This is a genomic window from Megasphaera jansseni (genome assembly GCF_047974155.1).
Taxonomy (GTDB): Bacteria; Bacillota; Negativicutes; order Veillonellales; family Megasphaeraceae; genus Megasphaera.
The window spans coordinates 1-531 of the sequence record NZ_JBHYRR010000076.1 but is presented as its reverse complement, the minus strand read 5'-3'; the positions used below and the strand labels follow the sequence as shown (position 1 = coordinate 531).

General features: G+C 56.5%; 1 rRNA gene. It reads right to left on the bottom strand.

The annotated features are described in order from the left end of the window. Positions 1 to 8: 8 nt before the first annotated feature. Positions 9 to 531 (bottom strand): 16S ribosomal RNA (locus ACE418_RS13460); the annotation flags it as partial.

Sequence of the window (531 nt, the reverse complement as noted above, 5' to 3'; positions counted from 1 at the left end):
TTCCCTAGAAAGGAGGTGATCCAGCCGCACCTTCCGATACGGCTACCTTGTTACGACTTCACCCCAATCATCGCCCCCACCTTCGACGGCTGGCTCCAAAAGGTTACCTCACCGGCTTCGGGTGTGAATGACTTTCGTGGTGTGACGGGCGGTGTGTACAAGGCCCGGGAACGTATTCACCGCAGTATGCTGACCTGCGATTACTAGCGATTCCTGCTTCATGCAGGCGGGTTGCAGCCTGCAATCCGAACTGGGACTCTGTTTTTGGGGTTTGCTCCGGATCGCTCCTTCGCTTCCCTCTATTAAGAGCCATTGTAGTACGTGTGTAGCCCAAGCCATAAGGGGCATGATGACTTGACGTCATCCCCGCCTTCCTCCGCATTGTCTGCGGCAGTCTCTCCTGAGTCCCCGGCCGAACCGCTGGTAACAGAAGATAGGGGTTGCGCTCGTTGCGGGACTTAACCCAACATCTCACGACACGAGCTGACGACAGCCGTGCACCACCTGTTTTCTTGTCCTCCGAAGAGGAAC